Genomic DNA, 18,901 nt, shown 5'->3' on the forward strand with positions numbered 1-18,901 from the left:
TTCCTGAGAACCCGACAGGCTTTAAACTGCCTGTTGCCCTAAAACCCAGATCCACCAGAGGCCGATGGCAAGGTGCGGGCCGAACGAGATCGCCTGCTTGCGATCCAGCTCATGTCCTTGCGCTCTCAGGATCAGCAGACTGACCAGGGCGGAAGCAACCGCGATCAACAGCAAGCCCGGGATTCCTTCCGCGCCGATCCAAAAGGTGCCCGCCGCGACAAATTTCACGTCACCAAAACCCAGCCCGTCATGGCCTCGCAGCCAGCGATAACAGGCGCGGAACAGGGCTGCGGCAGCAAAGACCAGCGCAGCCTCCACCCCGCGCGACCAGACGTCTGCCGGGCCCCACAGATAGGCCTGTAGCGCTCCGCCTGCGGCCAGCGCCAGGACCATGCTGTCCGGAATGATGCCGTAACGGCCGTCTATGGCGCATACGCTGGCCAAGAGAACGACGAGGTAGCAGCCTGCGAAGGCCGGGAATGTCCAGCCAGGATCGCCTGCAAGGCTGATAGCGAGCCAGATCGCGCCGGCGATCAGGCCCCATGCCACGACGACGTATTGCCGCCCGGACGGCTGCCACGCCAGCGTGTCGCCGAAAAAGCGGCCGGTACGGTCGCAGGTTTTGCGGAGCGCGCGTATCATCTCCCGCTCGCATGCAGAGGAACGGTCAGCTTTTCGCCCTGCCCCTCCAACACGATCTGCTCCGGCGTAACCGCGGCGACGCGCCAGCCATCGATCTGGCCGTTGACTTGAACCCACACGCCCACCGGATTTTGCGACGTCATCAGGAACGCCTTGGCCACCCCGTCGCTCATGAACACCCCTTTCAGGGAAATTCCGGAGTCCAATGCCGCCGCCATCGGCGGCGGCGCGGGGGCCAGCTCCGCCGCGACAAATATCTGCCGGTTCCGCGAGAACAGTGGTCGCTGCAGGATGTTCTCAAAGCCTGCAGAGGCGCGCGCACCGGCGACCTTGGCGGCCGAGCCGCGGCTGCCAAGCCATGTCGGGGCCGTGACCGTCGAGAGCTCGAGCGAAATCACCGCGCTGAACGTTGCCACCGCGGCCAGCCCGATGACGGCCGCAAGGCCGATGATGAGGACACGCGTCGCGGGCCGCAGCGCCACCAATTCGCTTCGGCCGGGCAGTTCGGCCCGTCCGAGCATGGCGGCGAGCCGGGAGCTTACGAATTGTCGCGGCGAGCCGGTCATGCCCGCCAGCCGAAGCTGAACCATCTGGGCCAACGACGTCATGGCGTCCGCTCCACCAGGGTCGATCGGCGGCCGGCTTGTTGGCCGTCCACCGCCCGGTCACCGGGTGGTTGCGGGCCGTCCCGGATAGCGCCCTGAACCCTCAACTCCGCCCTGATCGGACCGTCCTCCCCATCCGCCAGGCTGCGGAACGAGGCGGAGGAGACAAACAACAGCGGCGTCTGATTCTCGATCGCGAAGATCATGTCGCGAATGGCCTTCAACGGCCCTTCGAGCTCGACGCTGACGGCAATCAGGTGCAAGGGCTGAGACCGGCCGCCCTGCAATCCGCGGATCGCGAGCAGATTGACACCGGCATTCGCGGCCATCGATTTCAGGCTGGCCTGCAGATCGGCACTGGCAACGCGCTCTTCATTGCCGGGAAGGAAAGGATCGCCTGTTCGCCCGACGCTGACGGCCGACTTCTTTGCCGCACGCGTCACGTTCTGGAAATGCGCAAGCTGTGCCGCATGGTCCGAAATCTCTTCGCCCCTGGCGGCAAAGTGACCCATGATGGGCGCGAAGATGAAGATGGCTGTGAAAAGGATGGCGGCCGCGTTGAATGCCAGGAAGGGCGTTCCGCGCGCCAATTTCAGATTCCCAATCATGGCGCAGGCCGGGATCTTGCGGCCGGCCGCGCCGCGCGGGCGCCACGCAGCTTGAACAGAATGCTGAAGCGATCCTTGCGCTCGTTCGCATCAGTCGTGATCGCAGACGTCAGCGTCGCGCCAGAAAACAGCGGCGACTGGTCGATGACGCGAACCAGACCGGCGGCATCCGCCGAAAACCCGGATAGCGTCACCGTGCCGTCGGCAATGCGGGTTTCGGTCAGAAAAGTATGATCGGGCAGGATGCGCGACAGCTCATCCCACACGGCGAGAACACCGGTGTCAGCCTTCATCGCGAACAGGCGCGCCGCGGGATCCATGCCGTCGCGGCCGCTTTGAGCTGATAGCCGGGCATCGATGAGTGCCGCCTCCAGCGCGGCGGCAACGCTGGCCTGACGCCATTCGAAGACGACCAGGCCGAGCAGGACGGCCACGAGGGCTGTGACCGCCAGCAGCCGGACCGCGCGCAACGCCCAGGCCGGATCTTCGTCGCTCACAGTGCGGAACGTGATCACGGGCACGGCCTCACCGTTGGCATCCGTGACCGCAAGACAGTCGACGTCGCGCGAGGCCAGGCCGAGCTCCGACAGGGCGGCCTCGGCGCGATCGCGCCGGATGATCCAGTGGCACATCGGCACGACGCCGTCCGATTCCTCGCCGACGGCGGTTGCCGCATGCCAGATGTCCGGAAGCTGGAACGGCGTCCGCCGCAAAATGTCCTGGTCCAGGATCCTGGGCAGGGCACCGAAAGCGGCCTTGGGCACGCTCAACTCGCGGAGAAAGAAAAGCTCGCGCGAAATCATCGGAGCGACTGTCACAGCTTCCCGCGATACTCCCTGTTCGGTGAGCCACTGTTCGAATGTGGCGACGCTGAAGCGGGATAAGGGAATCCGGATTTCCGCCGGGCCAGCGGCGGAGATCAGGCGGCACGTGACACTGTCGCCATCCCGCCAAAGCATCATAACCGGTCTCGCGGCGCCCTCAGCCCATTCGCGCCAGCGCGCGGGGACCGCATCGCGCAATCCGGACAGCCACCACTGCGCAAAGCCCCTGCCCCACGCCATGAGGACGTGGAGGCTACCGGCTTGGGCTGCGGGCAGATCGGCGACAGGCATGATCGTCACTTCCGGATCGAGGCATTCGATTCGAATGAGCGAAGCCTATTTACTAATTCTTTACGAAGGGTAACGAGCGGCCGTTCGTGAGCTGCGTGAGGTGCGCGGCAAGCTTCAGAGCGTGCTTTAACTGGGTTTGATCATTCGTTTACCGTCTTGTTTGGACGCGATTATTCGAAACTTCGGCTGGTCCCAGATACAAAATCGCGAAAACAACCCCATGCAAAGTAAGATGGGCCGGGTCGTAGCACGCACGCGGCTTACGTCCGGGCACGAGATGGTCCGTCGTCACGGCCCAATCCAATCTCATCCTGCGCTAGCCCTGACGCAGCGCCACGATGGTGGCGGGCTCATTACGCCGCTCATCCTCAAACTCGATCCGGATCGAAACCAGATCTGGCAGCCGCTCGGCGCGAACCCAATCAGCGCGCCAAGCCGGCTTGATCTTGGCATCTACGGTACCGAAATATCCAATACGGATTTCACGCACGCCGCTAAGCACCACGACCCGGGTCGAGGCTGGTTCGGGGTTCTCCTTCGAGCGCGCCCCGGTAAACGCCGTGAAATCAGCAACGATATCACCACCGCTCCGTCGCAGGACGATCTTGTGCGGTCCGCCCCGCAGCGACCGCCCCTCGCTCAAGCCCACGAAGGAGATCGCCTCGCCGCGGCCGTCGAACCCGATGGCGTCCTTTGGGCCCGCCCCGTCAAACCGGACCGGCAGCGCCGACCCGACCAGCGCCGCCACGGTCTGGATCGCGGCACTGGTCTCGCTTCCGATGTCGCTGGCGCGATCGGCGCCGAAAGCCCGCCGTGCCATCGACAATCCGCCGGCCAGGAAGCCGGTCAAGACCGCGAGGATAGCAAGCGACAGCAGCAGTTCGATCAGCGTCAGCCCCTGCTCGCCCCTGCGGCGCGCAGCAACGCGACGGATCAGCCGGTTGTGCCTGACCGGCATCATTGCTTCGCCCCTGCCGCAAGCTTCAATGCCGCGAGCCTGGTGGCGGTGCCGTCCGGTGTCTCCACGGCTACTTCAACCCAGAACGATCTCAAGGCACCACTTGCGGGGGGCGGCCGGACGCCCTGCGGCGCACGCGTGTCGCCGGCGACACGGACTTCCGTAACGGTCTGCCGCCACCGGAATTTGTTCGCGACCAAACCTTCGCGGGTGCCCGCCACGAGCGTCTCGGAAACGCCGGCAGCTTCGAGGCGGGCCTGCGCCACCCGCAGCGCGGTGCGATTGACCTGCGTGCGCACATCGGAGCGCATCGCCACCATCACGCCCGTCGATATTGCGCCTAACCCCAGCGCCAGGATGACGAAGGCGACGAGGATTTCGAGCAGCGCAAAGCCGCGCTCGCCCTTGCGCCTCACCAGCAACCGTGTGGATCGCATGCCCATCACTGGATCAACCGCGGTTCGCCGGTCAGCCAGTTGACGGCGATGCGCGCCGACCGCCCGTCCAGCGTCAGCGCGATCTCGCCGCCGGACGACTGGCCGTCCGGATAGAATCTGATACCGCCCGTATCGCCGGAACGTTCCGTTTCGGCAACCACCACCGCGGCAGCCATTCCACGCGGTAGAGCATGCATCGAGTTCGGCAAGCCGAACCGGCCTTTCTCCACATCGATGCGGAACAGCGTTTCCGCATTGCTCGACATCGCCTGCGCGCGCGCGAGCTGAAGCGTCGCCGTGACTGAGCGGGCCGTGACGGCGACACGCGTCGCCGCGGCCTTCGGTTTCGCGGACAGCGTGCCGGCAAGAACAAGGGCGATAATGCCGATGACCACGAGCAGTTCGGCCAGCGTGAACCCGGCTGAGGATGGCGCGGGGCGTTTCATTGGAATGCGAGATTGTTGATCGACAGCACCGCGCTCATCACATGCATGATGAGCCCGCCGATGCTGCCGCCGATGAGAAGCGTCAACGCCGGCGTCAGCAGGCCGACCATGCGCTCGATGCGCCGCTGCAGGTCGGCCTCGATCACGGTGGCCACCTGAATGAGCATGGGGCCGAGCTGACCGGACTCCTCGCCGACGGCAACGAGACGCAGCGATGCGGGTGGCAACAGGCCGTCACTATCGAAGGCGCGGTGCAGCGGCGTACCTTCCGGAACACGCTTGATGGCATTCCCGTAGAGCGCGTTCAGGTGCCGGTTGGTGACGAGCGCACGCGCGGTCTGCATCGCCGACATCAGCGGCACTCGTGCGACCAGCAGCGTGCCGAGCGCCCGTGCAAAGCCGCCGGCCTCGCGGCTTTGCACGAGCCGGCCGATGATCGGCAGCGAACATTTCAAACGATCCACACCGAGCATGATCTCGGGGTTTTGTTTCGCCCTCCCCCACGCCACGAAACCCGCCGCGCCGCAAAGCGCGGACACGAGCAGAACGATCAGCCAGTTGGCCTGAACCTCCTCGAACAAATGCAGGATGCCCGGCAGCGGAAGGCCGGCGTCGGTGAAGATCGGCGAAATGCTCGGTATCAGCACGAAGACGATGACGACGACCGAGACCAGCGACATCAGGATCAGGACCATCGGATAAATCAGCGCGGAGGTGATCTTGTTGCGGATCTCGAGCCGACGCGCCAACAGCTCGGCGATCTGCGTCAACACCTGCCCGGTAACCCCTCCGGCTTCGCCGGCGGCCAGAATGGCGCGGTAGTCCGACGGAAACACGTCCGCTCGCTGCGCCATCGCTTCCGAGAGCTGCAGTCCGGCCAGCACGTCCTTGAGAAGCCCGTTGGCAAGACGCGCGGTTTTCGGCGCAGCGCCCGGTCCCGCGATGATGCGGAATGCGGCATCGAGCGTCAGCCCGGAATTGATCAGCGAAGCCAGCTCAACCGTAAAGGCCGTCAGCTCCTTCAGGCTGAAGCGGTTTGACTGAACGATCTCCCGCTTCCAGATCGACGCTTCCACCTCTTGCGGCGATACGGATGGCTGGCTCGCGCGTGCTGGGGCATGGTCGGCGACGCCATAGGTTTCGAACGGGGTCAGCCCCGAGCCATAGAGCGCGTCGATCGCCGCATCGAGGCCTTCGGCAACGATCGTTCCTGCCGTGACCGCGCCTCGCGCCGTGTAAGCCTTGTAATGGAAAGTCGCCAAGGCCGGTGCTCCCTTCAGGATGCGCGGGTGACGCGAAGGACTTCTTCGAGCGAAGTCTCGCCGGCCCCAACCTTCATGAGGCCATCCTCGTAGAGCGTGTGAAAGCCCGCTTTGCGCGCAAGCTGCTCGACCGTGCGCTGGTCCTGGCTCCGCCGTCCGATCGCTTCGCGGATGCTGTCGTCGATGACGAGCAGCTCCGATATCGTGGTGCGGCCGCTATAGCCGGTGTTGCCGCAGGCGTCGCAGCCAGCTGGCTGCCGGCTGTGCGACCAATCCACTTGCGGATGGCCAGCTATCGCCATCTTCAGCTTGCCATGGGCCCGTTCGCTCTCGCTATGCAGTCGTGAACAGGCCGGACAGAGCTTTCTGACCAGACGCTGCGCCATCACGCCCGCGATCGTCGAGGCGAGAAGGTAACGCTCCAGGCCGATGTCGATCAGGCGCGTGATCGCGGCAATCGCGCTGTTGGTGTGCAGGGTCGAAAACACCAGATGGCCGGTCAACGCCGCCTGGATTGCGATGCGCGCGGTTTCGAGGTCGCGGATTTCGCCGATCATGATGATGTCCGGGTCCTGGCGCAGGATCGAGCGAAGCGCGGTGGGGAAGTCGAGACCGATCTGGGGCTGAACCTGGATCTGGTTGATCCCGGAGAGCTGATATTCGATCGGGTCTTCCACCGTGAACAGTTTCAGCTCGGGCCGATTGAGATCCTTCAGGGCTGTGTAGAGCGTCGTCGTCTTGCCGCTGCCGGTCGGGCCGGTCACGAGAATGATGCCGTTCGGAAGTGCCATCAGGCGCTGGAGAGATCCTTGCGTCCTGCCGTCGAGCCCGAGCTTGGTGAAATCCAGCTCCACCCGTGTCCGGTCGAGAATTCGCATCACGACGTTTTCGCCGAACGCCGTCGGCAAGGTCGAGACACGGATGTCGATCTCGACGCCGCGCACGACCGTCTTGATGCGGCCGTCCTGCGGCAATCGCCGCTCGGCGATATCAAGCTTGGCCATGATCTTCATGCGCGTCGTCAGCGCGGCCCGCAGTGGCGCGGGCACGAGGCGCTCCTGCTGCAAAAATCCGTCGATGCGGTAACGAACGGCGACGGCATCGCGCCCGGGTTCGACATGCACGTCGGAGGCGCCGCGCTCGACGGCTCGCGCGATGATCTGATTCACCAACCGGATGACCGGCGCTTCGTTGGCGATGTCGCGCAGTCGCTCGACGTCGAACTCGCTGCCGTCGTTGCCGGGAAGCGCGATGCCGTCGGTCTCCTCGGCATGCATCTCGGACGCCGCGTCCTGATACAGCGTCCGCAAGGCGCGTTCGATTTCCGCCGGAGCAATCACGGCGATATCGACGCGCACGTCGAGCATGTAGCTGATAGCCCTGGCCCACTCATCGACGAAGGGATCGGCGGTGGCGATCAACAGGCGCCGGCCGTCGAACGTGACAGGCAGGATCCGGTTGGTCTTGAGGAAGGAGAGCTGCAGGCGGTCGGCCAGAACGGGCCGTGCCGGGAGGTCCGCCGGCTCGATCAGCGGCAGGCCGCAATAGGTGGCATAGGCCAGGCAGAGATCGGTCTCGGAAATCAGGCCGAGCTTGACCAGCACGAGGTCGAAACGTTCGGAGGCCGCCTCCGCGGCCCGCCGCGCGCGGCCGATGGCGGCGGCATCGACCAGGTCCTTGCCGACCAGAAGATCGGAAAACGCCTGGGCGAAGCCGGCGTCCTTTGGCCCCGGCAGTTTCGCTGCCCGGTTCACGGGCGCGGCCGGGCGCAACAATTCCTGGATATCGAATGACATTCGCGCGCTCGGCAGTCTCGCGGGATTTTCCGTCGGCGCGATTCTAGGAGGTTTTGATTAACCAAAGCTTTGACGCTTTGTTTGCCATTCCTGCGTAAATATCGGCCGAAGATGCAGGGTCAGGCGGCCTGGCCGTCCCAAAGGCTTCCCGACGTGGCAGACCGGCCAACAGCTCGAACGAACCGATTTCTCATCCCCGGCCGGCCGGAATGCCCTTTCCTGCCCCGCCGCAAGGCCAGCCAATCAGGCTTCGCGCTGGTCGCCGTGATCTGGACCTTGGGCCTGATTACGCTGCTCGGAATGGCCGTCATCGTCGGCGCACGTTACCGCACCAAGACGTCGTCGAACTACGCCTCGGCGGCCGCCGCCGAGGTGGCGGCAGAGAGCGCCGTCAACCTGGCAATCGCCACGGCGCTGGCCCCAACGCCTGAGCAAACCGTTAGTTTTCCGCTACGGTGCCGGCTGCCCGGCGGCGAACACGCCACCATCACGATCGAGGAAGAGACGGGGAAGATCGACCTGAACGCGGCGAGCCCCGCCACATTGACGCGCTTCTTCACCGCGCTCACAGGCGATCAGTCGAAGGGCAGCCGCATTGCCTCGCAGATCGTCGAATTCCGCAAACCTAAGACGCAGAGCACGCCGGGCGCCGTGCCTGCTGAAGTCCGCTTCACGACCGTGATGCAGCTCGATCAGATCGACGGCATGTCGCCCCTTCTGTTCCGGACAGCGCTTCGCCACGTCACGGTTCGCTCCGGACGGCCCCAGCCCGACATGGAAGCTGCCTCTCCTGCCACGCTGAGGTTGCTCAATGTCGCGCCGAAGCAGGCGGCCGGCAAGCGGGGGCTGCCCACAGGCGGCAGTATAACCATCCGCGCGGATATCAGCGCCTCGGACGGCACGCGCTTCATACGCGAGGCGCTGATCTCGCTGGAGGGCGGCAACGGACGGCCGTTCGTCATCCGCGAATGGCGGCGTGGCGATATCGATTCATCAGGCGCGCGGCAGGAACGCGCCCAAGGCACGGGACCGGCGTGCCTTCGCGTTCGCGACACGGCGGCAAGCTGAGCTTCCGCAACGGCTATCAAGCCGCAAACTAGCCTTTGGAATTGAGTACGACCGGCGGCGGCGCAGGCGGCGGTGGTGGCGGACGAACGGAGCCTTCGAGCTTCAAACGCTCCTCGACAACGGCAGGGCCCGGCTCCATCACGGTGCAGCCCTTGTAGCGCTGCAGATCTGCCAGCGCATCGAGCCGCCTGCGCTCGTCGATGAGCTGCTTGGGCGCATCGAGCGGATAACGCTCGTAGCCGTAGCCCGCCAGTGGCCCCACGGCGAGCCAATATTCCAGCCGGGCGGCACGCCGCGCCGCATAACGGAAGGACGCCGCAATGCCGCTGCAGCTCATGGATTCATCGACCGGCAGGACGGCATAGGGCGGCGGCGGTTCGATGATCGGATAGGCATAGGTCACGCAGCCGGCCAGCGAGCAGGCCAGGCTCGACAGCAGCGAGAAATTCCTCAGACAGGTTGCGGCTCGCTTCCTCACTGTGACGTTATCCGCTGAAAGGTATTTGCCGGCGTACGCTCGCGCGAGGTCGTATGCGGCATGTAGACATGCATCTTGCGCCGGTACTCTTCCGTCACGAGGCGGCTTTCGGTGCCGTCGCGGACCACCTTGGGCGTGATCAGGATGACGAGCTCGGTCTTCTGAACCTGATCGCCCCGGTTGGAGAACGCGGCGCCGAGCCCGGGGATGTCGCCGAGCAGCGGGATCTGGTTGCTGGTCTTGCTGGCCTGCTCCTGGATCATGCCGCCGAGCGCCAGCACCTCGCCGTCATTGACGACGACGGTGGTCTTGACGCGGCGCTGCTGGATGGTCGGCGAGTCGATGCCGGAAGACGTGGTCTTTACGACAGCGCTGACTTCCTGCTCGATCTCGAGCTGAACCCTGCCGCTCTCGTTGATGCGCGGCGTCACCGAAAGGATCACGCCGGTATCCTGCATGGTGATCGAATTGACGATCGCCGTTTGTGCGGTCACGGTGCTGGTCGCAGTCTGCGTGGTGATGGGCACCTGATCGCCGATCTGCAGCCTCGCTGTCTTGTTGTCGAGAACCATCAGCGAGGGTGTCGAAATGACATTGACGCGCGTGAGCGCGTTCAATGCGCTGAGCGTCGACGCTATGCTGGCGGCGTTGACGGCATAGTTGAAGCCGGGGAAGACCGATGCCACGCCGCCGGTCAGCGCGTTCGAGAACGAGGCGGTCGGCGTGCCCTTCTTCGATAGCTGCCATTGCACGCCATATTGCAGCTTGTCGTTAAGCGTCACTTCCGCAATGACGGCTTCGATCAGGACCTGGCTGGCGACGACATCCAGCCCCTGGATGACGCGAAGCACGCGCTGGTAATCCCTGTCATTGGCCATGATGAGAAGCGAGTTTTTCGTTTCATCCGCCACGATCTTGAGCGGCGGTTCGCCGCCCGGCCCGTTGGAAGACGGAGACTGGTCCATCGGATCCTGCGCCACTGCCTCCGGCTCGTTGTTCAGCGCGCGCTGCAGGCTCTGCAGATCATTGTTGCCGGGATTGACACCACCCCGGAGCAGCCCGGCTGCGGCGCCCTGATCCATATCCGTCACCGAGCCGCCCGGTCCCGGCGACCTGGCCGAGCTTGCCGAGAAGCTTGCCTGCTTCGATCGCGGTGAAACGCTGCGCGTCGGCTGTTTCACCACTTTCATTTCGCTCGAGAACATCGACTGCAGCACGCTGGCGAGTTCGGCGACGGGCCGGTTCTGCACCTGATAGACATGAAGCTGCCGCTCGGAGCCGGCGGCCTTGGCATCGAGCCGCCTGATCCAGGTCTGCGCTCGCGGCAGATAGCTCGGCTGCGACGTCACGACCAGTATGGCGCCAAGCCGGGTGTTGGCGATGAACCTGACGCGCCCCTTGAGCGGCCCTTCCTTTTCGGCGGCGAAGATCGCTTTCAACTCGTCGACCATCTTTTCCGGCTGGGAAGTTTTCACCGGGACCACGGCAAACGACATGCCCTTCATGACATCGACATCGAATACCGAGATCGAGTCGAGCATGCTTTCGATTTCCGCTGGAGAGCCCTTCAGCGCGAGAATGTTGCGCTGGTCGTCGGCCTGCACGATCGCGCCTTTCGGCACCATCGGCTCGAGCACGCGGGCGACTTCGGTGGCGGAAACGTATTTCAGGGAAACCACGCGAATACCGTTGCCGGCGACGGCGCTATCGGCTGGACCGTCGCCGGTCGCGATCGCGCCGGTGGCCGCCTGGTCGGCCGGCGCAATCCGATAGGTGCCGCGGCTCTGCACCAGCACCGCGCCGATCGGCGCCAGCGCGGTCTGGAACATCTCCAGCGCTTCGGCCTTGCTGACCGGACGCATCGTCTGCACCGAAATGACACCGTCGACGCGGGGATCGACGACGTAGTTCACGCCGATCATGTCGCCGAGAACGGTCTTGGCGGCCTGCTGAAGCGGAACGCTCGCTAGATTGAGAACCACGTTCCCATCGGCGCCGGCGGCCTTCCGCTTCGAATAGGTTCCGCCGATCATGCTACCGCTGCCGCCGTCCATGACGGCGACCGCCTGCGATGAGGGTGACGGAAGCGGCACGGCCCCGGTAGGACCGCCGGCCTGGGCATAGGTTTCCTCCAGAGAAACCGGCTGTCCCGAAGTCAATCTGGGTTGCGACACCGTCGTCAGAGGCGTCGCGATGGGGGTGGTGCAGCCCGACACAACGAGTATTGCCGCCCAGCAGGCGGCAAATCTCGTCGCAAGGCTACGAGAAAACGACAAAGGAAAACCCCCAAACAAACTTCGCGCGCCCTGAAATAAATTGGCGCGTAAATAATCGGTAAAACATCATGGTTAATCGACAGTAAATCGGGGCCATGCTGCGGGAGAGGCGCGAAGCTGCGACGCTTCCGAAAACAGCTTTGCGACGAGAAAAATCAGGGGAGCGATGGGGCCGCTTCGGACCATTAAAATGTACCCAAGGTAGAGTGAAAATCACTGATTTGACCTGGGCGAGCGCCGGCGGCGCTAGCTGGATCGGGACGAAGCTGCTACATTTAATTCCGGCTTTTGAGCCTGAATGTCAGGGATGACCGTATGACGAACCTTGTCGCAGCTCCCGTGAGCGAGACCTTGTCGATTGTTGGAACTTGCATCAACTGCACCGCTCCGGCCAGCCTGCTGGCAACGATGACCATCATCGCCATCGGCGTTACGCTGGCACTTCGCGCCGAGCGACGTAGCGGCACGTCCCGCAACGCCTGAGCGCGCGGCCAATCCATCAAACGAGGTCGTCGGGCTCGTATTCGACGAACTTCTTGTAGATCCAGCGCCTGCCATCGTGCCGGCGCCATACCTTGCCCCACAACAGCCGCCCGGTAATCGAGCGCCTGGGTACCATGACCGTCCAGAGATGCCAGGTGTCCGCCCACGCCCTCTCCGGGCTAAGCGACGTGCTCTGAAACAGATTGTAGCGGCTCATCGGACTAACTCCGGGACTAAAATGCAAGCCGCGCCGGCGCTGGCGACGGCGTGTTCACACCTCAATTTGTCTGGAACGAAGAGAAGCCACCGCGGCTGTAATGCATTCGAGTTTGCGCCGGAGCTCGCACACTTCCCGATATTTTTTCGCGAGATCCTCGGGTCGAGCCCGCGGTTTACGCTTTGTGACAACCTTCTGTTGCGGGCGATTTCGCTTCATGCTTCATCATACCTTCGCCCGTGAACGGTTCAATTAAAGCCACAGATTAAGCTAACCCATCAACCTTACCAGGCTGCGTTCAACCTCAACGCGCGTGGTCCCGGCAACCGATTGATGAGCCGTTGCCGCAAGGGAACCCCGTAAATTGACGGGCGAAATCAAATAAACCATTCTGTTACGAAATGACGGCACGGCCTCGCGCCCCTTCCTCATTTCATGTAGTGATACCGGCAACCCTATTAAGCTCAACGAATTGAATGGCAAATTAATGCGCGCTGTATTGCTGGCTGGCGGCCTGGGAACCCGGTTTGCCGAGGAAACCGACGTTCGCCCCAAGCCGATGATCGAAATCGGCGGCAAGCCGATCCTGTGGCACATCATGAAGATCTACTCTAGCCACGGCATCAACGACTTCATCATCTGCCTTGGCTACAAGGGCTACGTTATCAAGGAATATTTTTCGAACTACTTCCTGCATCAGTCGAACGTCACGTTCGACCTTCGTGAAAACAGGATGGAGGTTCTGCAGAAGCACGCCGAGCCGTGGCGGGTGACGCTGATCGACACCGGCGAAGAAACCATGATCGGCGGCCGCATCAAGCGGATCCTCCCCTACATCGGCGATGACGACGCGTTCTGCCTGACCTACGGCGACGGCGTGGCCGATATCGACATCACCGAAAGCATCGCCTTCCATCGCCGCGAGGGACGGCTTGCGACCGTGACCGGCACACAGCCGCCCGGCCGCTTTGGCGCCATCAACCATCAGGGCCCCCGCGTTACCGGCTTCCAGGAAAAGCCGCGCGGCGACGGCAACTGGATCAATGGCGGCTTCTTCGTGCTGTCGCCCAAGGTCGGCGACTACATCGAAGGCGACGCCACCGTGTGGGAAAAGGAACCGATGACGAATTTGGCGAATGAAGGCCAGCTCAGCGTATTCCTCCACGACGGATTCTGGCACCCGATGGATACGTTGCGGGACAGGCGTTACCTGGAAGATTTGTGGACCAACAACAAGGCGCCTTGGAAAACCTGGTAGGTCGGCGGGCCGGCGGGCAACTCGTCCGGGTCGATCCGCAACCGGCGGCAACTAACGAGAACGATAGCAGACATGAAGTTTCACCCCGCCCCACTTTCCGGCGCCTTCACCATTGAACTCGACAAGCGTGCCGACGATCGGGGTTTCTTCGCTCGCCTGTTCTGCGATCAGGAATTCGGCGCGGCCGGCATCCCCACCGCGATCGCCCAGATCAACAATGCACTGAGTTCACGGGCAGGCACGCTTCGCGGCATGCACTATCAGTTGGCGCCTTCCGCCGAAATCAAGGTCGTGCGCTGCATCCGGGGCGCCGTTTATGATGTCATTGTCGACCTTCGGCCGGACTCGCCAACGTTCACACAGTGGTTCGGCGCGGAACTCAGCGCCGAAAATCGACTGATGATGTACGCGCCACGCGGTTTTGCGCATGGCATCCTGACCCTCACCGACGATGCCGAAACGCTTTATCTCGCGAGCACGCCGTACGATCCGCAGCGGGAACGCGGCCTGCGCTACAACGATCCGCGCTTTGGAATCGTGTGGCCGCGGTCCGTTACCGAAATTTCCGAGAAGGATCGGACGTGGCCCGATTTCGACCCTCACTTTCACGGCATTGAATCACTTCGAGGCCTGGTTTGAAAGTCCTGCTGACAGGCGCAAGCTCATTCACTGGCTTGTGGTTCGCACGCCGGCTCGCGGCAACCGGACATCAGGTCGTGGCGCCTCTCAAAGCAGCCCGCGGCGAGTATTCCGGTTTGCGCAAAGAGCGCGTGACGGAGCTGGGCCGCGTTGCTGAAGTAGTCGAAAGCTGTCCGTTTGGATCCGCCGCATTCATGGACCTCGTTCAGGCGGACAGTTGGGATATTCTGTGTCAGCACGCCTCTCGCGTCGGCGACTATCGAAGTCCGGAGTTCGACGTCGCAGGCGCGCTGGCCGAAAACACCCATAACCTCGTGCCGGTCCTGAAACTGATGCTCGATCGCGGGCTCGCCGGCGTCGTATTGACGGGTACGGTGTTCGAACAGGACGAAGGTGCCGGCGACGCACCGTTGCGCGCAGTTTCGCCCTATGGCTTGTCGAAGGGGCTGACCTGGCAGCACTACCGCTTCCTCAGCGAGACTATGGGTTTCACGCTCGGCAAGTTCGTCATCCCCAATCCATTCGGCCCCTATGAAGAGCCACGCTTCTGCAATTTCCTGATCCGGTCATGGCTGAAAGGCGAGACTCCGACCGTGCGGACACCCGACTATGTGCGCGACAATGTCCACGCCGATCTGTTATCCATTGCCTATGCCGATTTCGTCGACAGGGTGCCGCGCGAACGCGGACAATTGAGATACAATCCGAGTTTGTATGTCGAAACTCAGGGCGCTTTCGCCACTCGTCTAGCTGCTGAAATGGCTCCGCGGCTGGGCGTGGCTTGCCCGATCGATTTTTTGGAGCAAACCGATTTCAGCGAGCCGAAGACCCGGATCAACATGGAGAGAATTGACGTAACTGCGGGCGGCTGGAGTGAATTCGAGGCGTGGAATGCGCACGCGGCGTTCTATATGGATCGACGGGGCGAGTGACGCCCGCTGATTATATTCGTGGAATGGACAGGCACGTGATCGACACTGATTTTTGGAACGGACGCCGCGTATTCCTGACAGGCCACACCGGATTCAAGGGCGCGTGGCTGTCGCTTTTGCTCAAGCGACTCGGCGCCAGTGTTACCGGCTTTGCCTTGGCACCAGAACGGGAGCAGGACCTGTTCGAAGTGGCCGACGTCCAGTCGGCATTGCATCGGCACGAACTAGGCGACGTGCGCGATCTGGATCGGCTGGCCGCGTGCATGCGCGCGGCCGATCCCGAAATCGTTCTCCATCTGGCCGCACAGTCTCTCGTCCGCTTGTCCTACGAAGAGCCTGTATCTACTTATTCGACCAACGTAATGGGAACAGTTCACGTGTTGGAGGCGGTGCGCGCTTGTTCCGCCACGCGTGCAACCATCGTCGTGACAAGCGACAAGTGTTATGAGAACGCGGAATGGGTTTGGGGCTACCGGGAGAGTGATCGCCTCGGCGGCCATGACCCCTACAGCAACAGCAAGGGATGCGCCGAACTCGTAACCGCGTCCTATCGCAATAGCTTTTTTCCCCCCAACGGGTCATCGCACATTGCGTCAGCGCGAGCGGGCAACGTGATCGGCGGCGGCGACTGGGCGCGAGACAGGCTCGTTCCGGACGCGATCCGCGCGTTCATGGCGGACCAAATGGTCCGGATACGCAATCCCAACGCCATTCGGCCCTGGCAACATGTGCTCGATCCGATCTCGGGCTACCTGCTGCTCGCGCAACGCGTTTACCAGGATGGCTCCCAATATGCGGAAGGATGGAATTTCGGCCCTTCAGCAGCCAGCGAAGTGCCCGTCTCGAATGTCATTTCCCGTCTCGTCCAATTGTGGGGGCCAAGGGCCTCGTGGAAGGTCGACGGCGGCGAGCACCCCCACGAGGCCTCCTATCTCAAGCTCGACTGCAGCAAGGCAATGAGCCAGTTGAACTGGAAGCCGGTTCTCGATCTGGAAAAGAGCCTGATGCTCACTGCGGACTGGTATCGTGCCTACCAGAACAGAGAAAACATGCGCACGGTGACCGAAGGTCAGATCGACGACTTCCTGCGCCAAGCCAGCTAAAGGCGTTTTTGTCGGGCGGATTGGCCTAGGGCGCGATCATCGCAGTCTAACCGCTACTTGCTCCGGCAGCTCTGCCGGCAGGTTTGGGCCTGGCTGTCACAGGCGTTCTGGCAGGGCGCGCCAAGCGTGGTCGGGCAGACGCGCTTGCAGGCATCATTCTGGCTGGCGCAGTTGGCAAAGCAGGCATCACTGGCAGCATCGGCCAGGCGCAATTTGCCGATCGAGACGTTGCTTTGGCCTGCGGTGGCGGTTCCAATCAGCAGCAGCGACAACGCTGCACAGAGTGCGAGCTTCATGGAGACCTCCGATGATCCGGCGTGCGCGGCCGCCAAAGACGCCTATGCGCGGCGGCGTCGAGAGCTTTCGCCGCTGCCCTCCGGCTTGCCAATCACGAATTCCTCGATCTTGTGACCGGTCTTGAGCGCGGCCGTAAGCCAGCGAGGCTGTTTTCCGCGACCCGACCAGGTTTCGGAAGGCTCGTCCGGATTTCGATACTTCGGGAATACGCGAGGATACTTCCGGCGTTCGCGCGGCGCACCTCGCGCCTCCGCGGCTTCCGGCTGGCGCATTTCCTTCTCACGCCGAAGTTGTGCCAACCGTTTCTCAAGCTCGCGCTTTTCCGACGTCAATCGAACTGACAACACCTGACTGAGCTCCTCATGGAGCTGCCACAACTCGTCTACCGACATTCCATCGAAATTTGGCTTCTTGTTCATCCCACTCGAGACCATCACGATTCGGAATGAACTATAAATCCAGCGCTGGGCCTTTCCAGCAAAATTGTAGATTCGGTCGAAAATCTCCGCACAACGCGAATTTGCTGGGCGCCAACCCTAAGTGCTTCAAATACCTCTCAAATCGCGCTCTGGGCCGCGAACATTCCTTAACATTTTCCTCAATTTTCGCAGGCGGAGCGATAGTCACTAGACCACAGGTAGCAAAGTTCCCTCGTCGCCATCAGGCGGAACCGGTCAGTCTTGGAAGGTCGCCAGCGAGCGGCAGCCACATCGCTTCGATCAGTAAGCGTTGCGCTTACGCAATACTTCGAAAAAAGTCTTGATCACAATCTGGATGTCCAGCCACAGGCTCCAGTTGTTGATGTACCAGAGATCTAGTTTTACGCGTTCGGAGATGTGCTCAATCGTAGGTGTACCGCCGCGCGCTCCGTTGCATTGCGCCCAACCGGTCATGCCGGGCTTGACGTGATGCCGGAAAGCATACTCGCTCAACACCGTCTCGAAATAATTGTCGTGGGCCAGCGCGTGCGGTCGCGGACCGATCAGGGACATGTCTCCCCTCAAGACATTCAATAGCTGCGGCAGTTCATCGATGCTTGCCGATCTCAACAGACGGCCGATGGATGTCACCCGGGGGTCGTCGCGCGTAGCCTGCACGACAGCAGGCCCGTTTTCCTGCACGATCATGGTGCGGAATTTGAACATCACGAACTGCTTGCCATTAAATCCCTTTCGGAACTGCCGGAAAATAACCGGCCCGGGACTGTCAAGCTTGATAGCGATCGCCGTGAGCGCCATGATGGGCAGAAAGAACACGAGCGCCAGCGATGCGATGACAATGTCCATCACGCGCTTGACGAAGCGCTCCGCGGCACTGAGCGGGGCGCGTTGAATTTCGATGGCCAGGACGCGCTGACGCGCCGATGACGCATAATTCGTCAACGTCCGAACCCGGATGTCGGGCAGCAGCCGCACCGCCACCGGAAGCGTCTTGACATGCTCGCGAATGAATTCCAGCCGGCCCGCGTCCTCCCAGGGCACGGCGAGCATAACTTCCCGGCAATTGTTGCGCCTGACGAAGTTTGCGGCTGCGTTGATGATGTTGACGTCGGTCGACTCGCGCTTCTGCTGGTCTTCGTCCGAACTAAGCGTGAAGCGGCTGACTTCAGAAGTTCCGAAGAAGACCAGGAGATCTCGGGGCTCCAATGCGGCGATCTCCTCGAAATCGCCGATCAGCACGATATCCCGTCGGCCGATCATGCCGCGCGACACCGCCGCCGCCAGGGCCAGCTTGGTGCCCTTCCTGACCGCGAGCAATCCTGCCGGCGCGACAAAATAAAACACCACAAAGGCGCCGCGCGAATAATCGACGCCGATCTTGAGCAGAAACGCAAAGAACGCGAGCAGCAAGCCCGTCGTGAACCAGCAAATCAGAATTTCGCCGATCTCGACGCGCGGTTTGGCGCTGTCAGGAAAATCGTAATAGCCGCTTCCGCTCATGCGCAGGATGTGAATGAAGCTCGCCAACAACCCGACTGCGCAATGCGGGAGAATGTTCGGCACCGAGTTTCCGACGGAGAGCTGATAACCGATGCCCCCTGCCACGCTGGAGAGCAGGATCACGAAGGCATCTGCCGTCGATAAGAGATAGGGGACGGCGTTGCTGGAGAAACGAGTCGGAGGACCACCAGCGGATTGGTCGAGTTGGCCCACCTTGTTGCCGATATCCGCTCCAATCGACATGAGAAAATGCCCGCACAGTATTACTGAAACCAACCGTCTGATTATCGGCTGAGAGCCTATAAATCCGACAGACCTTCAAAGGTCCAAGTAACTCTTCG

General features: G+C 62.4%; 21 protein-coding genes. 6 read left to right on the top strand and 15 right to left on the bottom strand.

The features are described from left to right. Nucleotides 1-21: 21 nt before the first annotated feature. From AC0QUY_RS03145 to AC0QUY_RS03185, 9 genes are all read right to left on the bottom strand, one after another. Nucleotides 22-642, bottom strand: coding sequence for a prepilin peptidase (locus AC0QUY_RS03145; RefSeq protein ID WP_475385714.1), 621 nt, complete (start codon nucleotides 640-642; stop codon nucleotides 22-24). Next, nucleotides 639-1,208, bottom strand: coding sequence for a hypothetical protein (locus tag AC0QUY_RS03150; RefSeq protein WP_475385715.1), 570 nt, complete (start codon nucleotides 1,206-1,208; stop codon nucleotides 639-641). The genes AC0QUY_RS03145 and AC0QUY_RS03150 overlap by 4 nt, the downstream gene beginning before the upstream one ends. A gap of 38 nt (nucleotides 1,209-1,246) precedes the next feature. Continuing rightward, a complete protein-coding gene (gene gspM, locus AC0QUY_RS03155) occupies nucleotides 1,247-1,837 on the bottom strand; it encodes a type II secretion system protein GspM (protein WP_475385717.1) in 591 nt (196 codons plus the stop codon). A gap of 14 nt (nucleotides 1,838-1,851) precedes the next feature. Further along, nucleotides 1,852-2,970: a PilN domain-containing protein gene (locus AC0QUY_RS03160; RefSeq protein ID WP_475385719.1), complete on the bottom strand. Its 1,119-nt coding sequence runs from the start codon at nucleotides 2,968-2,970 to the stop codon at nucleotides 1,852-1,854. Nucleotides 2,971-3,286: 316 nt separating this feature from the next. Continuing rightward, complete coding sequence (locus tag AC0QUY_RS03165) at nucleotides 3,287-3,928, bottom strand: prepilin-type N-terminal cleavage/methylation domain-containing protein (protein WP_475385720.1); 642 nt, start codon at nucleotides 3,926-3,928, stop codon at nucleotides 3,287-3,289. Next, the gene (locus tag AC0QUY_RS03170) at nucleotides 3,928-4,365 is read right to left on the bottom strand and encodes a type IV pilus modification PilV family protein (protein ID WP_475385722.1); all 438 of its coding nucleotides are present in this window, start codon (nucleotides 4,363-4,365) and stop codon (nucleotides 3,928-3,930) included. Before AC0QUY_RS03170 ends, AC0QUY_RS03165 begins: the two co-directional genes overlap by 1 nt. A gap of 5 nt (nucleotides 4,366-4,370) precedes the next feature. After that, nucleotides 4,371-4,811: a GspH/FimT family pseudopilin gene (locus tag AC0QUY_RS03175; RefSeq protein WP_474416177.1), complete on the bottom strand. Its 441-nt coding sequence runs from the start codon at nucleotides 4,809-4,811 to the stop codon at nucleotides 4,371-4,373. Further along, nucleotides 4,808-6,073: a type II secretion system F family protein gene (locus tag AC0QUY_RS03180; RefSeq protein WP_475385723.1), complete on the bottom strand. Its 1,266-nt coding sequence runs from the start codon at nucleotides 6,071-6,073 to the stop codon at nucleotides 4,808-4,810. Before AC0QUY_RS03180 ends, AC0QUY_RS03175 begins: the two co-directional genes overlap by 4 nt. Nucleotides 6,074-6,087: 14 nt before the next feature. Further along, entirely contained in the window at nucleotides 6,088-7,869 is a 1,782-nt protein-coding gene (locus tag AC0QUY_RS03185; protein WP_475385724.1) for a GspE/PulE family protein, read from the bottom strand. Between the two features lie 153 nt (nucleotides 7,870-8,022). Between AC0QUY_RS03185 and AC0QUY_RS03190 the strand changes: the two genes are divergently transcribed. Next, entirely contained in the window at nucleotides 8,023-8,937 is a 915-nt protein-coding gene (locus tag AC0QUY_RS03190; protein WP_475385725.1) for a hypothetical protein, read from the top strand. Between the two features lie 28 nt (nucleotides 8,938-8,965). Here the strand turns inward: AC0QUY_RS03190 and AC0QUY_RS03195 are convergent, their stop codons facing one another. Beyond that, nucleotides 8,966-9,415, bottom strand: a complete 450-nt coding sequence (locus AC0QUY_RS03195; protein WP_475385726.1) for a hypothetical protein — start codon at nucleotides 9,413-9,415, stop codon at nucleotides 8,966-8,968. After that, the gene (gene gspD / locus AC0QUY_RS03200; RefSeq protein ID WP_475385727.1) at nucleotides 9,412-11,574 is read right to left on the bottom strand and encodes a type II secretion system secretin GspD; all 2,163 of its coding nucleotides are present in this window, start codon (nucleotides 11,572-11,574) and stop codon (nucleotides 9,412-9,414) included. The genes AC0QUY_RS03195 and gspD overlap by 4 nt, the downstream gene beginning before the upstream one ends. 432 nt (nucleotides 11,575-12,006) lie before the next feature. Here gspD and AC0QUY_RS03205 point away from each other — a divergent pair, with 432 nt between their 5' ends. Next, nucleotides 12,007-12,174, top strand: a complete 168-nt coding sequence (locus AC0QUY_RS03205; protein WP_475385728.1) for a hypothetical protein — start codon at nucleotides 12,007-12,009, stop codon at nucleotides 12,172-12,174. A 16-nt stretch (nucleotides 12,175-12,190) separates the two neighbouring features. Here AC0QUY_RS03205 and AC0QUY_RS03210 read toward each other — a convergent pair whose 3' ends face one another. Beyond that, nucleotides 12,191-12,391, bottom strand: a complete 201-nt coding sequence (locus AC0QUY_RS03210; RefSeq protein ID WP_475385729.1) for a hypothetical protein — start codon at nucleotides 12,389-12,391, stop codon at nucleotides 12,191-12,193. Between the two features lie 487 nt (nucleotides 12,392-12,878). On the opposite strand from AC0QUY_RS03210, the gene rfbF reads away from it, so the two are divergent. From rfbF to rfbG, 4 genes are all read left to right on the top strand, one after another. Beyond that, nucleotides 12,879-13,649 (top strand): glucose-1-phosphate cytidylyltransferase, encoded by a 771-nt coding sequence (rfbF, locus tag AC0QUY_RS03215; RefSeq protein ID WP_475385730.1) that lies wholly within the window; start codon nucleotides 12,879-12,881, stop codon nucleotides 13,647-13,649. 72 nt (nucleotides 13,650-13,721) lie between these two features. Next, the gene (gene rfbC, locus AC0QUY_RS03220; protein ID WP_475385731.1) at nucleotides 13,722-14,288 is read left to right on the top strand and encodes a dTDP-4-dehydrorhamnose 3,5-epimerase; all 567 of its coding nucleotides are present in this window, start codon (nucleotides 13,722-13,724) and stop codon (nucleotides 14,286-14,288) included. Continuing rightward, nucleotides 14,285-15,220 carry an NAD-dependent epimerase/dehydratase family protein gene (locus AC0QUY_RS03225; protein WP_475385732.1) on the top strand — a complete coding sequence of 312 codons (936 nt, stop codon included), beginning with the start codon at nucleotides 14,285-14,287 and terminating at the stop codon, nucleotides 15,218-15,220. Before rfbC ends, AC0QUY_RS03225 begins: the two co-directional genes overlap by 4 nt. Before the next feature lie 35 nt (nucleotides 15,221-15,255). After that, the gene (rfbG, locus tag AC0QUY_RS03230) at nucleotides 15,256-16,323 is read left to right on the top strand and encodes a CDP-glucose 4,6-dehydratase (RefSeq protein WP_475385733.1); all 1,068 of its coding nucleotides are present in this window, start codon (nucleotides 15,256-15,258) and stop codon (nucleotides 16,321-16,323) included. 53 nt (nucleotides 16,324-16,376) lie between these two features. Here rfbG and AC0QUY_RS03235 read toward each other — a convergent pair whose 3' ends face one another. From AC0QUY_RS03235 to AC0QUY_RS03245, 3 genes are all read right to left on the bottom strand, one after another. Then, on the bottom strand, nucleotides 16,377-16,619 hold the full coding sequence (locus tag AC0QUY_RS03235; protein WP_475385734.1) for a hypothetical protein: 243 nt from the start codon (nucleotides 16,617-16,619) through the stop codon (nucleotides 16,377-16,379). Nucleotides 16,620-16,661: 42 nt separating this feature from the next. Then, nucleotides 16,662-17,039 carry an H-NS histone family protein gene (locus AC0QUY_RS03240; RefSeq protein ID WP_161856114.1) on the bottom strand — a complete coding sequence of 126 codons (378 nt, stop codon included), beginning with the start codon at nucleotides 17,037-17,039 and terminating at the stop codon, nucleotides 16,662-16,664. A 300-nt stretch (nucleotides 17,040-17,339) separates the two neighbouring features. Beyond that, complete coding sequence (locus AC0QUY_RS03245) at nucleotides 17,340-18,803, bottom strand: undecaprenyl-phosphate glucose phosphotransferase (RefSeq protein WP_475385735.1); 1,464 nt, start codon at nucleotides 18,801-18,803, stop codon at nucleotides 17,340-17,342. Nucleotides 18,804-18,901: the final 98 nt, after the last annotated feature.

The organism is Bradyrhizobium sp. WYCCWR15520 (genome assembly GCF_056174665.1).